This is a genomic window from Keratinibaculum paraultunense, assembly GCF_016767175.1.
GTDB lineage: Bacteria > Bacillota > Clostridia > Tissierellales > Tepidimicrobiaceae > Keratinibaculum > Keratinibaculum paraultunense.
Map to the genome: position 1 here is coordinate 927,426 of NZ_CP068564.1, position 14,368 is coordinate 941,793.

Annotated in this window: 17 protein-coding genes and 1 pseudogene; 12 read left to right on the forward strand and 6 right to left on the reverse strand. The window is 28.7% G+C overall.

Going from position 1 to position 14,368, the window contains the following annotated elements:
* The first annotated feature begins 2 nt into the window (after positions 1-2).
* From ruvX to JL105_RS11410, 11 genes and pseudogenes are all read left to right on the forward strand, one after another.
* Positions 3-413: a Holliday junction resolvase RuvX gene (ruvX, locus tag JL105_RS04495; protein WP_132026027.1), complete on the forward strand. Its 411-nt coding sequence runs from the start codon at positions 3-5 to the stop codon at positions 411-413.
* Between the two features lie 12 nt (positions 414-425).
* Positions 426-677, forward strand: coding sequence for a DUF1292 domain-containing protein (locus JL105_RS04500; protein WP_132026029.1), 252 nt, complete (start codon positions 426-428; stop codon positions 675-677).
* 68 nt (positions 678-745) lie between these two features.
* The gene (locus tag JL105_RS04505; RefSeq protein ID WP_202690624.1) at positions 746-1,183 is read left to right on the forward strand and encodes a Fur family transcriptional regulator; all 438 of its coding nucleotides are present in this window, start codon (positions 746-748) and stop codon (positions 1,181-1,183) included.
* 104 nt (positions 1,184-1,287) lie between these two features.
* Entirely contained in the window at positions 1,288-2,952 is a 1,665-nt protein-coding gene (locus JL105_RS04510; protein WP_132026031.1) for a ribonuclease J, read from the forward strand.
* A 143-nt stretch (positions 2,953-3,095) separates the two neighbouring features.
* Positions 3,096-3,434 (forward strand): YlbF/YmcA family competence regulator, encoded by a 339-nt coding sequence (locus tag JL105_RS04515; RefSeq protein ID WP_132026033.1) that lies wholly within the window; start codon positions 3,096-3,098, stop codon positions 3,432-3,434.
* A gap of 94 nt (positions 3,435-3,528) precedes the next feature.
* Positions 3,529-4,575: an endolytic transglycosylase MltG gene (mltG, locus tag JL105_RS04520; RefSeq protein ID WP_158279974.1), complete on the forward strand. Its 1,047-nt coding sequence runs from the start codon at positions 3,529-3,531 to the stop codon at positions 4,573-4,575.
* 47 nt (positions 4,576-4,622) lie between these two features.
* Positions 4,623-5,270, forward strand: a complete 648-nt coding sequence (locus JL105_RS04525) for an O-methyltransferase (RefSeq protein ID WP_132026037.1) — start codon at positions 4,623-4,625, stop codon at positions 5,268-5,270.
* A gap of 6 nt (positions 5,271-5,276) precedes the next feature.
* Entirely contained in the window at positions 5,277-6,506 is a 1,230-nt protein-coding gene (locus tag JL105_RS04530; protein ID WP_132026039.1) for a peptidase U32 family protein, read from the forward strand.
* 5 nt (positions 6,507-6,511) lie between these two features.
* On the forward strand, positions 6,512-7,132 hold the full coding sequence (gene udk / locus JL105_RS04535; RefSeq protein WP_132026041.1) for a uridine kinase: 621 nt from the start codon (positions 6,512-6,514) through the stop codon (positions 7,130-7,132).
* A gap of 57 nt (positions 7,133-7,189) precedes the next feature.
* The gene (locus tag JL105_RS04540) at positions 7,190-8,842 is read left to right on the forward strand and encodes a peptidoglycan D,D-transpeptidase FtsI family protein (RefSeq protein WP_132026043.1); all 1,653 of its coding nucleotides are present in this window, start codon (positions 7,190-7,192) and stop codon (positions 8,840-8,842) included.
* Positions 8,843-8,903: 61 nt separating this feature from the next.
* Positions 8,904-9,203 (forward strand): annotated as a pseudogene (locus JL105_RS11410) (sigma factor); the annotation flags it as partial.
* A 68-nt stretch (positions 9,204-9,271) separates the two neighbouring features.
* Here JL105_RS11410 and JL105_RS11415 read toward each other — a convergent pair.
* The 5 genes from JL105_RS11415 to JL105_RS04565 form a co-directional block, all read right to left on the reverse strand.
* Positions 9,272-10,906 carry a recombinase family protein gene (locus JL105_RS11415; protein ID WP_132026047.1) on the reverse strand — a complete coding sequence of 545 codons (1,635 nt, stop codon included), beginning with the start codon at positions 10,904-10,906 and terminating at the stop codon, positions 9,272-9,274.
* 319 nt (positions 10,907-11,225) lie between these two features.
* Entirely contained in the window at positions 11,226-11,798 is a 573-nt protein-coding gene (locus JL105_RS04550; RefSeq protein ID WP_132026049.1) for a hypothetical protein, read from the reverse strand.
* A 26-nt stretch (positions 11,799-11,824) separates the two neighbouring features.
* A complete protein-coding gene (locus tag JL105_RS04555; protein WP_132026051.1) occupies positions 11,825-12,307 on the reverse strand; it encodes a hypothetical protein in 483 nt (160 codons plus the stop codon).
* A 350-nt stretch (positions 12,308-12,657) separates the two neighbouring features.
* The gene (locus JL105_RS04560; RefSeq protein ID WP_132026053.1) at positions 12,658-12,933 is read right to left on the reverse strand and encodes a hypothetical protein; all 276 of its coding nucleotides are present in this window, start codon (positions 12,931-12,933) and stop codon (positions 12,658-12,660) included.
* A gap of 13 nt (positions 12,934-12,946) precedes the next feature.
* The gene (locus tag JL105_RS04565; RefSeq protein ID WP_132026055.1) at positions 12,947-13,324 is read right to left on the reverse strand and encodes a helix-turn-helix domain-containing protein; all 378 of its coding nucleotides are present in this window, start codon (positions 13,322-13,324) and stop codon (positions 12,947-12,949) included.
* 416 nt (positions 13,325-13,740) lie between these two features.
* On the opposite strand from JL105_RS04565, the gene JL105_RS04570 reads away from it, so the two are divergent.
* Positions 13,741-13,932: a hypothetical protein gene (locus tag JL105_RS04570; protein WP_132026057.1), complete on the forward strand. Its 192-nt coding sequence runs from the start codon at positions 13,741-13,743 to the stop codon at positions 13,930-13,932.
* On the opposite strand, the gene JL105_RS11540 is transcribed toward JL105_RS04570, so the two are convergent.
* On the reverse strand, positions 13,929-14,117 hold the full coding sequence (locus JL105_RS11540; protein ID WP_132026283.1) for an ATP-binding protein: 189 nt from the start codon (positions 14,115-14,117) through the stop codon (positions 13,929-13,931). The genes JL105_RS04570 and JL105_RS11540 overlap by 4 nt on opposite strands.
* Positions 14,118-14,368: the final 251 nt, after the last annotated feature.

The following is a 14,368-nucleotide window of genomic DNA, read 5'->3' on the forward strand; positions in this document are numbered from 1 at the left end:
ATATGGAAAGAATAATGGGATTAGATGTAGGCGATAAAACTATAGGAGTTGCATTAAGCGATCCTTTAAAAATTACAGCTCAAGGTCTTAAAACCATAAAGCGAAAAAATATTAACGATGATATAAAAGAAATAGAAGATATTATACAAAAATATAATGTAACTAAGATAGTAGTTGGACTGCCTAAAAATATGAATAATACTATAGGTCCCCAAGGAGAGAAAGTATTAAACTTTGTAAAAAAATTAAAAAAAAGGATAGATGTAGATATAATACTAGAAGATGAAAGACTTACTACAGTAGCAGCTGAAAAAATGTTAATAGAAGGAGATGTAAGTAGAAAAAATAGAAAAAAAGTTATAGATAAGGTAGCTGCAACTTATATATTACAGACTTATCTTGATAGGAATTAAAGAGGTGAGAATATGAATGATACAATAGTTTTATTAGATGAAATGGGAAACGAAATAGAATTTCAAGTGTTATCAACTTTTGGTATAGACGATGTAGATTATGCAGCTTTATTGCCAGTTGGTGATATGGAATCATTAACCTATTTACTTCGCATAGAATATGATGAAGATGGAGACTTAATGTTGGTAGGTATTGATGACGAAAAAGAGTTTAATGAAGTAATAGAGGTTTATGAAGAAATACAAAGGGAAAAGCTTCAGTAGATGTAAATGGTTGACAAATAGTATATCTACTAGTATTCTATAATATAGAATAATAAGCGGGTGAAAATATGGATATTAATATGGATGAGATTAAAGAAATATTTAAAGAGGAGGGATATAAGCTTACTACTCAGAGAAGGGCTATATTGGATGCAATTGTTGAAAATCATGAAAAACATCTAAGCCCTGAGGAGATTTACGACATAGTAAAGAAGAAATATCCAGAGATCGGTATAGCTACGGTTTATAGGACATTACAATTATTAGAAAAGTTAAATATAATATATAGATTAAATTTTGATGATGGCTATAACAGATACGAGCTAAATTGTAATTCTGAGAATCATCATCATCATCATTTGATTTGCCTAAAATGTGGGAAGGTGATAGAAGTAAAATTAGATCTATTAGAAAACTTAGAAAACGAAATCGAAAATGAAAATGGTTTTAAAATAGTAGATCATAATGTGAAATTTTTTGGATACTGTAATAGGTGCCAAGAGTAAATCCCATTTAGGGATTTATTTTTTTAGGTTGTACAAAATATTATTTCAATGATTGAGAATTTTAATAATAAATGAAGAAATTAATGTTTAAAGGAGATGATAGAGTGGCAAAAAAACCAAACAAATTAAAAATTATTCCACTAGGTGGATTAGGAGAAGTAGGGAAAAATATTACTATATTTGAATATAAGGATGATATAGTTATAGTTGATTGCGGTATGAGTTTTCCAGAGGATGAGATGCTTGGAATTGATGTAGTTATACCGGACATAACTTATTTATTTAAAAACAAAGAAAAGATAAGAGGTATAGTTTTAACTCATGGGCATGAGGATCATATTGGAGGATTACCTTATGTTTTAAAGAAGCTCAATGTTCCTATTTATGGAACTAAGTTAACTTTAGGACTTGTAGAAAACAAATTGAAAGAGCATAAGTTGAATAATGTAAAATTAAATGAAGTAAGAGCTGGTGATATAATTAAATTAGGTTGTTTTAAAATAGAATTTATAAAAACAAGTCATAGCATACCTGATAGCGTTGCATTGGCTATAGATACACCTGTTGGTATGGTAGTCCATACTGGAGATTTCAAAATAGATTATACACCTATCAATGGTAATTTAATAGATCTTCATAAATTTGCGGAAATAGGGAAGAAGGGTGTATTAGCTTTATTGGCAGATAGTACTAATGTGGAGAGACCTGGATATACTATGTCGGAAAAGACTGTGGGGGATACTTTCAATGATATATTTTTAAAAGCTCCTCAAAGGATAATTGTTGCAACTTTTGCTTCTAATGTTCATAGAATACAACAAGTTATAGATGCAGCAGAAATGTTTAATAGAAAAGTTGTATTATCTGGAAGAAGCATGATAAACACTACTAATGTAGCTAAGGAATTAGGATATTTACGAGTACAAGAAAGTACCATAATAGATATAAATGACATGGATAGATATTCTAGTAACCAAATAGTAATCCTTACTACAGGAAGTCAAGGAGAGCCTATGTCTGCTTTAACTAGAATGGCATTTTCAGAGCATAGAAAAATAGAGTTGGTACCAGGGGATTTAGTAGTAATTTCTGCAAGCCCTATACCAGGTAATGAGAAGACTGTATCAGGAATTATTAATAGATTAATGGAAATTGGAACGAAGGTTATATATGAATCATTAGCAGATGTTCATGTCTCAGGACATGCGTGTCAAGAAGAATTAAAATTAATCCATACATTATTAAATCCGAAATATTTTATACCCGTTCATGGCGAATATAGACATCTCAAAAGGCATGAAGAATTAGCAATTGAGCTAGGAATGCCTAAGGAAAATATATTTTTAGCTAAAAATGGTTCTGTGATAGAATTTACTAAAAATTCTGCGAATATGGGGCAATCAGTTCAAGCAGGTAATATTTTAGTAGATGGTCTTGGAGTGGGAGATGTAGGAAATATTGTTTTAAGAGATAGAAAACATCTTTCTGAAGATGGATTGATAGTAGTTGTTGTTACTATTAGTAAGCAAGATGGAAAAGTAATTGCAGGTCCAGATATTATATCAAGAGGATTTGTATATGTGAGGGAATCTGAGGATTTAATGGAAGAAGCAAGAAAGGTAGTAAGAGATGTTTTAACAGAATGTGAAAAACGTCATATAACCGATTGGGCTACATTAAAATCTAGTATGCGTAATGCATTAAGAAGTTTTATATATGAAAAGATAAAGAGAAATCCAATGATACTGCCTATTATAATGGAAGTATAATAATAGTCCTAGCTTAAAGCTAGGACTATTATTTTTATACCTGTTCAATATTATAGATTAATGATATAATATTTAATTAACATGGTATCATTGCTATTATGTATCATAAAATCATTTATAATAATTAATTAGGAGGTATAAATATGTCTAATGTTTATGACCAAGCTCATAAGTTAGCAAAGGCAATAAGAGCATCAGAGGAATATAAACTTTACAAAGAAAAAAGAAAAATTCTCTGTTCTGATGAAAAGAATAAAAAAATGGTTGAGGATTTTCAAGAGAAATTATTTAAATTGCAGATGGATCAATTTTCTGGTAAGGAAGTTGATGAATCGGAATTAGATAAGTTGAAAAAATTAGAAGATGTGCTGATACTTAATCCAATTATAAAGGACTATTTTATAGCAGAAATGAGGTTTAGCCAGCTAGTTCATGATATAAACAATATTATTGGAGAAGCTATAGATTTAGAAGAAGATTAATAGTGATTAAATAATATATTTAGTTATCTACATTTTACAAAAAAATTATGGAAAGAAATGAAATAGATAACTACTTATTCAGAGGTGGATTATTGTGTTAGAAACTACTAATGTAAAGAAAAAAAACAAGATTAAGAGAATATTAATCATCTTAATTTTAATAGTTGGTATTTTAATAGTGGGGAAGGTATATTACGATTGGGGATTTACTGCAGTAGATATTGAGAATCCAAAGGATGTCTCTGTTGAAATACCTTTTGGTAGTAGTTCAAATAGGATAGCTAATATATTGAAGGAAAAAGGCTTAATTAAAAGTGAATTAATATTTAAAATTGCAGTAAAAAAAAGTGATATAGGTGAAGAATTAAAAGCAGGGAAATATATATTAAGCACAGATATGGACATATATAAAATAATTGATGAGCTAACTAAAGGTGGAAAAAATGAAAACGTAATAAGATTTACCATTCCAGAAGGATATGAAATACAACAAATAGCAGATAAGTTAGCTAACGAAGGTGTTGTAGATAAGGAACGTTTTTTAGAATTAACATCTAATAAGAAATATTTTGAAGATAAGCATCCTATTTTAAAGGAATTGAAAGAAGGACAATGCTTGGAAGGATTTTTATTTCCTTCTACCTATGAAATATATACAAACACAACAGAAGAAGATATAATAGATAAAATGCTTTCTAAATTTGAAGAGGTGTTTGAAAGAAGTGTTAGACCTCATATGGATAAATATGATTTTACTGTAAACGAAGTGGTCACTTTGGCTTCTATTATAGAGAGAGAAAGTAAACTAGATGAAGAAAGGGAACTTATATCTGCAGTATTTCACAATCGTTTGAATAAAGGAATGTTATTGGAGTCTTGTGCTACTGTTCAATATGCATTAGGTGAACGGAAGGAAGTATTATCAAAAAAGGATCTAAAAATAGATTCGGAATATAATACTTATATACATGAGGGATTACCTCCAACCCCTATAGCATCACCTGGAGAGAAGTCATTAATTGCAGCAGTAAATCCAGCTGATGTAGATTATTTGTATTTTCGTACAAAGGAAGATGGAACTGGAGGACATATTTTTTCTAGAACCTATGAAGAACATTTAAAAGCAAAACCTAAAAAATAATACGTGGTTAACCACGTATTATTTTTGCCAAGGAGGCTAGATATAGATTGAATTATATAAATGAAGAATATATTGAAGATTATATACGAAGTATATTACCTGAAAGTAATTTATACCTACAAAAATTAGAAAATTATGCAGAAGAATATAATATTCCTATAGTAGAGAGGGAAGTAGCACAATTATTAAGAGTATTAATAAAAATTCACAAACCTAAAAGAATATTAGAAGTAGGAACTGCTATAGGTTATTCTGCATTAGTAATGGCTGAAGCAACAGAAGGGAATTGTTATATTACTACTATTGAACGAAGGAAAGATATGGTAAAAATAGCTGAAAAAAACATAAACAATACTATATATAAGGATAATATAAAAATACTTTATGGTGAAGCAGAGAATATACTACCAAATCTTAAAGAAGAATATGATTTTGTGTTTTTAGATGCAGCTAAAGGGCAGTATTTACGTTTTTTTAATTGGTGTATGGATTTAACTAAAAAAGGTGGTTTGATAGTATCAGACAATGTATTATTCAAAGGCATGGTTGCTTCTGATAAACTGGTTGTAAGAAGAAAAAAAACAATAGTTAAACGTTTGAGAGCGTATTTAAAGTATATAAACCATATAGAAGGATATACGTCATGTATTATACCCATTGGGGATGGAGTAGCATTAACTTATAGAGAGGAGTGAAATATTTTGCAAAAACCAGAATTATTGGCACCAGCTGGAGATTTAGAAAAGTTGAAAATGGCTATAATCTATGGTGCAGATGCAGTATATTTAGGTGGGGAACAATTTGGTCTTAGAAAGGCCTCTAAAAATTTTACCGAAGATGAGATTAAAGAAGGAGTAGATTTTGCTCATGAAAAAGATAAGAAAGTATATATAACCATGAATATTATTCCCCATAATGAAGATTTAATTGGATTAGAAGAATATTCAAAAAAATTATATGATATGGGAGTGGATGGAGTAATAGTATCAGATCCAGGAATATTTTCAGTAATAAATAGAACTGTTCCAGAACTTCCTATTCATTTAAGTACACAAGCTAGTGTTACCAATTACGAAACCGTAATGTTTTGGTATAATTTAGGTATTAGAAGAATTGTATTGGCTAGAGAATTATCCTTAAATGAAATAGAAGAAATAATAAAAAAGGCTCCCAAAGATTTAGAAATAGAAACTTTTGTTCATGGTGCTATGTGTATATCTTATTCAGGCAGATGTTTATTGAGTAACTATATGGTTGGAAGAGATGCAAATAGAGGGGATTGTGCTCATCCTTGTAGATGGAAGTATTATCTAATGGAAGAAAAAAGACCAGGAGAGTATTTCCCAATAGTAGAGGGAGATAAGGGTACATTTATATTTAATTCTAAAGATCTTTGTATGATTGAGTATATACCTGATCTTGTAAAAGCAGGAATTAAATCCTTTAAAATTGAGGGAAGGGTAAAAAGTTCCTATTATGTAGCAACTGTGGTAAGATCTTATAGGATGGCTATAGATGAATATTTTAAAGATCCAGATAATTATACATTTGATGAAAGTTGGATTGATGAAATAAAAAAAGCTAGTTATCGAGATTTTACAACGGGTTTTTATTTTGGTAAACCTACAGAAGAAGATCAAGTGTATACATCAAGTTCTTACATTAGAAAATATGATTTTGTTGGTCTTGTACTAGATTATGATGAAGATACAAAATTGGCTACAATAGAACAGAGAAATAGAATGTTTGTTGGTGATGAGATTGAAGTATTCGGACCTGGAAGAAAACATTTTACTCAGATTATTGAAAAAATGTGGGACGAGGAAGGAAACGAGATAGATGTGGCACCTCATCCTCAACAAATAATTAAAATGAAGATGGATAATAAAGTTAATAAATGGGATATTATTAGAAAGAGTATAGAGGGTTGATATATATGAAAAAACCTTTATTAATTGGTATTACAGGCGGAACCGGTTCAGGTAAATCTACTGTATCTACAGAAATATTAAAGTCTATTCACGAAAAAAACGTTGCTATTATAGAACAAGATTCTTATTACAAGGATCAAAGTCATCTTTCTTTTGAAGAAAGGGTAAAAACTAATTATGATCATCCCTTTGCTTTTGACAATGATCTACTTATTCAACATCTTAAGGATTTATTAAACAGAAAACCTATTGAAAAGCCAATATATGATTTTGAACGCCATACTAGAAAAAAAGAAACTATAACGGTTTATCCCAAAGAAATTATAATATTAGAAGGAATACTTATATTAGCTGATGAAGAAATTCGTAACTTATGTGATATTAAAATATTTGTAGATACTGATTCTGATGTAAGAGTTATAAGAAGAATAGAAAGGGATATGAAAGAAAGAGGAAGAACTTTAGATTCAGTTATTAATCAGTATATGACAACTGTTAGACCTGCTCACATGCAATTTGTTGAACCAAGTAAGAAACATGCTGACATAATTATACCTGAAGGGGGTTATAATAAAGTTGCAATAGATATAATTGTAACTAAAATTAATTCTATATTAGGCAAATAAAGTAATAGCTTCCCTGCAATTAGGCAATACTATAACTAATAGCAGGGAGGTTTTTTTATGAATAGATACAGGAAAAATATAGTAAATAATAGAATTATTAAAATGTTAATTATTTCTTCTTTATTATTTTCTTTATTAATTTTACGATTAGTATATATTCAAATTGGAGAACATGAAAAATTAAAAATTCAAGCTTTAAAACAGAGAAGTCATGAAATTAGTTTATATCCCAATAGGGGGATTATATATGATAGAAATTTAATACCTCTTACCAATAGAGAAGTGATTCCTACTGCTTTTTTTTATAAAGATAGCATATTAGAAGATGAAAAATTAAAACAATTTATTATAGATAATTCAGAATTTGATGAAAAGCAATTGGAAAAATATATTCAAAATAAAAATTCTATAATAGAAATACCTTTAAATTTAGAAGTAACAAGTCCTAATGAAGAAAAAATATTTATTGAAAATAAAACTATTAGATATGAAAACGATAGTATGCTTGCTCACGTGATTGGATATATAAATAAGGCAGAAAATAGAGGAGAATCAGGTATTGAAAAAGCATATGATGAGATTTTAAGAGATAGTGATAGTTATTCACTTTATTTAGAAGTAGATAAAGCAAAAAAAATTATACTTAATGGAGAGTATGAAGTATCCCAGAATAAGAATACTATGGATCCAAAGGCAGTTAAATTAACTATAGATTATCATATTCAAAAGATTGTTGAAAATGTATTAGATAAAAATAAAATTAAAGGGTCAGTAATAGTAGCTGATGTGGATACTGGAGATATTAGAGCTATGGCTAGTAGACCAAATTTTAATCAAAATGAGATAGATGAATACTTAAATAGAGAAGATATGGCTTTATATAATAAAGCTATTCAAGTTGCTAATCCTCCAGGATCTTTATTTAAAACAGTGGTATTATTAGCTGCTTTAGAAAAAGATATTTCTTATTTAGATAAAGTGTTTTATTGTAGTGGTTATGAGCAAATAAATAACGTGCCAATAAAATGTAATAATGGAAGAGGACATGGATATATAGGATTGAAAGATGCTTTTTCAAAATCTTGTAATTGTGCATTTATTCAACTGGGGCAGGAAATTGGCGGGGATAGCATTATTTATATGGCAGAAAAATTAGGAATGGGGAAGAAGATAAATATAGGACTTATTGAAGAAGTAGAAGGAAACTTACCTAAAGGAGAAGAATTGAAAGGACCAGCAATTGGCAATATTTCAATAGGGCAAGGTAGTATTGAGCTTACACCTCTTCAGGTAACCAATATGATGATGATAATAGCAAACAAAGGGATAAAGAAGGATATGACTATAGTAGATGGTATAACGACTAAAGATGGATATATGATAAAAGAATTTAAAAGGAATAATGGCGAGAGAGTTGTATCTCAATATATAGCAGAAATTGTACAAAATTTTATGATAGATGTAGTAGAGAATGGAACAGCAAGAAGTATGAATTTGAAACATATTGGAGGAGCAGGTGGGAAAACTGGTTCTGCTCAAGCTGTGCTGAATAGAAAAGAAACTATTCATGGGTGGTTTTCAGGTTTTTACCCTAAGCTAAAACCAAAATATGTAATTACGGTATTTGTAGAAGAAAGTTTTTCTGGTTCTAAAGTAGCAGTATCTATTTTTGAAGAAATTGTAAAAGAGATTTATAAGATTAATAGGTAGGACTTGCACCTTCACTACCCTTATTTCATATACTTTAATATAGGGGAAATGGGGGTGCCTTATGTTTACTTATCTTTTGTATTTACTAAGAGAATTTACAGAGATTTTTTTATTGTTTTCTAGTTATATAACAAATACTAGTTCTTTTCCAAATCCACTTACTAAAGAAGAGGAAGAATACTATTTAAAATTATACTCGCAAGGAGATGAAAAAGCTCGTAATATACTTGTTGAAAGAAATTTAAGATTAGTTGCTCATATAGTTAAAAAATATTACAATACCGGTTATGATATAGATGATTTAATTTCTATAGGTACTATAGGACTAATTAAGGCTATATCAACTTTTGACATGGAAAAGGGTACGAGATTAGCTACTTATGCAGCACGTTGTATTGAAAATGCTATAGTCACATTGTGGAAACATTTCTATTGCTTTTTTTTAGAATCAGCACCAAACAGAACAATATCTATGTCCTCTCCATCCCAGATAATTTTGTCTACTACGGACCTAATTAAATTCCTTTTCTGGATTACATCTGCAGTATCTATCATGGTAGCAAATTTAGTCATTATATCGTCTATAATTTCTATATCATTTTCTTTTAGATAATTAGATTCTCTTTTTTCTTTAAGTTCCAATAATCTTTTCTTTAATTTTGAATTCTTTTTATCTAATTCATCTATTTGATTAATTATGTATTTAGCAGCACTGGATTCTTGACCCTCTGACAAAGAATTTATTAAATTAGCTATAGCTTTATCATTATTATCTATACTAGCCTTTATTTCGTCTATTTCAGTCTTTAAACTACTTTGGGTACTAGTTATACTAACTCTATCCTTTTCTATCTTTCTGGACAAGGTAGAGCCTTCATAGGATAGTTTTTTTAGTTCATCTATAACAAGTTGGTCCAGATCATTACCCTTTATGTTTTTGATATTACATTTTTCTCTTTTGCTTTTTTCTTTCAATTCACATATATAATAAAAAGCCTGGATCCCGTCCTTATTTACACGTCCCATTTTTGGTCTCATAAAACTACCACAATTACCACATCTTAATATGCCTGATAGTAATGATTCTGAATTTTTAACTTTTCTAAAAGTTTTAGATCTATTTCTCTCAATCATATTTTGTACCCTCACCCAATCACTACCTTTTATTATCCCAGGATGTTTGCCTACTGCTATAATCCATTCTGAACTATCCCTGAGCTTATTGGTAGTGTTTTTCTTTTGAATAGTCTTATTATATGCCATAATACCTTTATTACCTGTAAATTCATTTAAATCAGCATATACTTCATAATCATTATCAACAAAGTAATTATATGTATCTTCATCAGCTGTAGCATAGACAGGATTAGTTAAGATGGATCTCAAAGTAAACCTGGTATAATCATTGCCATTTTTAGTTTTTATATCATTCTGTATACAAAAAGTTTCTAATTGAGTTAATGAATCTAATTCTAAGAATTTTGAATATATAAGTCGGATTATCTTTATTTCCTCGGGAATTGGAGTGAGCTTAAACATTTTTCTTTCCTTGCCTGATGGATCTATATATATAACTTCTTTAGAATCAAAACCAGTAGGGGTAACTCCACCAAGCCACCTGCCAGTCTTGGCTAATTGTATCATATTGTCTCTTATTCTTTCTGCTATAGTTTCTCTTTCTAGTTGAGCAAATACAGTGGCAATATAAGTCATGGCTCTTCCTATTGGGGTAGATGTATCAAACTGTTCATTTATTGAAATAAATGATATGTTTTTATTATTTAATTCTTCTAATGTCTGAGAGAAATCTAAGACATTCCTAGAGATTCTATCAAGTCTGTAGCAAACCACAGTTTCAAATTTTCCTTTTTTAGCGTCAGACATCATCGATTTAAATTGTGGTCTATCTTTGTCTCCACCTGAGAAACCTTCATCTTCATAAATAATAAATTCGCATTGGTCAAAATGTTTGTTACAATAATCTTTGCACATTTCTATTTGGTTTTGAATGCTTTCGCCTTTGCCAGTATATTTACTTTTCCTGGAATAAATCGCTATTTTCATTGGATCACCTCATTAGTAGTTATATGTTTATTATATTGCAAAAAGGGCCATGTTTATGATATTCTAAAAGTACTCCAAATTCTAATTGAAAATTTCCCTAGATGATCAAGGGTATTAATAATTTACAAAGAATATAACCGTTGTTGAACATCATTCCTATGATATTCAACAACGGTATTTGTCAAGTGAAAATCAGAATGTATACAGTTTACACGATTTGTAGATGGGAAATTGAGTTTTTCACGCTCTATAACTGCATTTAGATTGTTGAAGTTGTTTCAATGAAAAAATAGTATATTCGAATCCTCTTACCTTTTTATTATAAGTATATGTTGCTTTCTTTTTTAACTATCTCTTTATATTCATTTTTCTTTAATATAAGAGGAAATGACATAGCTACATTCATGATATTTTCAATATTAAATGATGGGCAGTATTTAAATGTTTCTTTTGTTAATTCTATTCTTTTATAAAGTTTGTCTCTATCTAATTTATAATGGCTACCTTCTTGAACATAATATTCCCACCATGGATTATTACACTGACTTATTTGGAGTCTATGACATCCAAAAGGGTTAACTGTCATGTAGCTTGCACCATAACAAAAATTAGATTTTACACTTCTACATTTATCTCCATAACAATATTTAATTTTACCAACTGTTTTTTTATCAACTAAATCACCATTTATTATGAAAAAGGTAGACTTCCAGTTAGAAACTAGATCATATAAAACAATAAAATCTAAGAAGTCTCTCTTGGAACTTGTATAAGTAGCGGTATGGGTTATATTACCATCTTCATCTACAACCTCATCATATTTTGGACTATTTTTAGCTAGATAAACAGCTTTATTATAACTTTTTGATGTTGATTTTCCAAATGATATCATTATATACCAGTCAATTTGAGAGAGGTCTATTTTGGGTCTTTTTCAGGTAAATTTACATTTTCCTTTGATTCAAGAGCATTATTATTTTTTAAATTAGTATGTAATTCTTTTATTTTATCTATATTTTCTTGTTCCATTTGGTCAAAGTACGGAATTAAGGATGAATAAAATTTATCAACTCTTTTTTGTTTTGCTTTCTCAGTTTTAAGTTTATTAATCTGATTTACAATATCGTTATAGTATCTATCAATGAAATCATTTATTGTATATATTTTTTTATCATTAATCTGTTTAAGCATATCAATAGGTTTATCACCTTTGAATCTTAAATACTTTTGGGCACTAATCAGATCTTTAACTTTGCTAATCATGAATTCGTATCTAGAGAAAAAGGTATCAGGATTCTTGGTGTTATTAACCAAGTTGGCACTTTCATTAATTTGTTTTATCCATTGAGGAGCCATAAATTCAGCTTCTTTTCTTTTTTTAGATTTAAAGAAAAAAACCATAACTAATTTCCTTTCTTTTTTAAAAATATTTTATACTACACTTAAATCAATAATATCAATAACCACTTTTTATAATATATTTAGTAATTCCTTTAGCTACTATATTAGCATAACCTTTAGTCAAAGTAATATCAATATAAAACGTTTCATATAACGTTTCGCCACTGACTATTACAAAAAAGGGACCTTGGTGGTGGAAGATTTAGACTACATAAAAAACTTAATCTTAGAAATATTAATAAATTTTACAGAGGAAGAAATGAAAGAAGTAATAAAGTGTATAATTGATAGTAAAAAAGGCAATTGACCGTCAAGTTAGTTGCCTCTTTCCCTTTGTATAGTAGTACATTTTATTTAGCAATTTTTTTCTTTAGATTAAAGATTTCTTTTTCAGTTTGGAATTCTTTATGGGTAAGGAAGTCTAGATCGTCTGATATTTTATCTAATTTAGTTTTTGTAGCAATATGGTTAGCAGCATTTTTAGTATCTAGTTCGTGGATTTGTTCTTTAATCTCCTGGAGTTCATTTAAAACTTCCACATGATTATCATCTACCTTTTTTTCTAAACTACTAATTTGGCTTTGTACTTGATTTAATAATTCTAGTATCTTTTCTTCATTATTCATGATTTCAACTCCTTTATTCTTTTTTCATCTTTTTCTTAAATTCTAATAATAACTTATAAGTTTCAATCAATTCCTGTGGAGAGGTTTCGTCAAATTCCAGTCCCTCTTTTTCCATTTTTTCTTTTAATTCAAGTAGAAATTTATCTACTTTATCTAAATCTTTATCGTTGGTATATGGATTTTTTTCTTCAGTTCTCCCTAGGAGGAAGTCAACTGATACATTGAAGAAGTCTGCTATTTTCTTTTTTATATCATCTCCTGGGACTCTATTACCAGCTTCATATTGAGAAAGGGTTGAATTGCTTATATTTAATATTTTAGCAAGTTCTAATTGGGACAATTCTTTTTCTTCTCTTAAAAGTTTTATTCTTTTCCCTAATTCGTTATTCATGATTACCACCTTTCACAATATGTAAATTAATTATATTATATCAAAAAAATAAATTTTAAAATATATTTTTACAAAATGTCAAAACAATTGTTGACTTTTACATTAAGTAAATACCTAATGAAAGTAGATTTACATTTAGTAAAACAGTAGGAGGTGCAGTAACAAGTACAAATTTTACATTATGGTATACATTTAATCCTCTCTAGATTTAAATAACTTGACAAATTTGTTGTATTTAGAATTTACTTTTTTATCATTCAGAACTTCTAAAACATAGATATATCTCTATCATATACAATATCTGGATTATGTGCTTTAGAATATTTTACCACAAGGGGGATGAAAGAGACAATTTCAAATAGCATAGGACAAAACGTAAAACTCATATAAATAAGTAAGAAATGAGGGGAAGATAAATGAATGTTAAAGTCCATTTACCAACTACAAAAGAGGGATGGAAAATGTTAAACGAAAGAATAGCAGAAGTTCAATCAGAATTTATTATAAACGAAATAAATAATCTTCCCTGTAGTTATGAAAGAAAGATAGAAATTTTAGAAGGAGTTAAAAAGAAAATAGAAGAGGAAATGCAATGGATAAATCTTTAATAAATGGATAGGACCTCAGCAGTCTTGTAAGAATTGCCAAGGATATTTATAATTAGTTGAAAAAACATTTTAGTTTCTTTTTTTCCTATAGATAAATAGCCTATTTCGTCAATAATAAAAAATTTATATTTTGCAAAATGCTTTATTCTAGTTTCTAATCTATTTTCTAAATAAGCTTTTTTAATTGTTCTATCTAAGTTTTTTAAAAATTTTCCACTGAATTAATTTCAATGTCCATTACTAATTTATATTTCATTTTTAATTACTCAATAAAATTGTATGTTTTTATTGGATTTTGCACTTTTATACATTTTTATACTTTATTTTAGCATTTATATATATTTGTCCTTGGTTTTTATATAATGTCGAATATTGCGATAAATAAATAGAGGATTTTCTCCTTTCTTGTAGAAGTAATAAAGTAAGGGGGGTAAGA